Raw genomic sequence first — 749 nt, 5'->3', positions numbered from 1 at the left:
GTCGAAACCGGGACGGCCACGCGCTGCCCGTCCATCTCGATCTCGCCGGTCTTGGTGCCGAACGAGATCGTCGAGATGGGCACCCCCTCGTCCCGGGCCAGCCGCGCCGCCGTGTAGACCCCGTCGTGCGGGTCGCTGGGATTGGACGGCTTGTTCTCCCCGCCGTCGGACAGCAGCACGATGCGGGCCGGGGGCGGGGTGTCGCCACCCGTGATGGCCAGGGCGCTCACCGCGTGCAGGGCGGTGAAGATGGCCTCGCCGGTGGCCGTGCTGTCGGCGAAGTCGAGCTTCTTGAGCGCGTCGATCGTCGCCTTCACCGCCTCGCGGTTGGTGGTCGGGGAGACCAGCAGCGACGCGTTGGCCGCGAATTCCACCAGCCCCAGGTTGATGGCCGGCGTCAGCTCGTCGGCGAACTGCTTGCCGGCCACCTTGGCGGCGGTCAGCCGGTCGGGGGGGACGTCGGTGGAGGCCATGGACTCCGAGACATCGATCACCAGCATCACGACCGCCCGGTTGAGCGGGATCCGGACGTCGGACGTCGGCCCGGCCATCGCGGTGGTCAGCAGCACCAGCGACGTGGCCAACAGGATCGTCGGCACGTGCCGCCAGCGGCTGGGGCGCGCCGGCGCGACCCGCTCCAGCACCTCCATGTTGGCGAACCGCAGGACGCGGCGGCGGCGGGCGAACTGCAGCACGACGTAGATGCCCAGGACCAGCAGAACGGCCAGCAGGAACAGGAAGAACCACGC

General features: G+C 70.9%; 1 protein-coding gene. It reads right to left on the bottom strand.

Annotation, left to right across the window (positions count from 1 at the left end):
• A partial coding sequence (locus A5701_RS12760) for a VWA domain-containing protein (protein ID WP_067753563.1) occupies window positions 1-749 on the bottom strand: 749 nt, incomplete at both ends.

The sequence above is a fragment of the Mycobacterium sp. E3305 genome (assembly GCF_001666785.1).
Taxonomy (GTDB): Bacteria; Actinomycetota; Actinomycetes; order Mycobacteriales; family Mycobacteriaceae; genus Mycobacterium.
The sequence above is the reverse complement of the archived record's forward strand: the minus strand, read 5'-3'. Positions and strand labels throughout refer to the sequence as shown.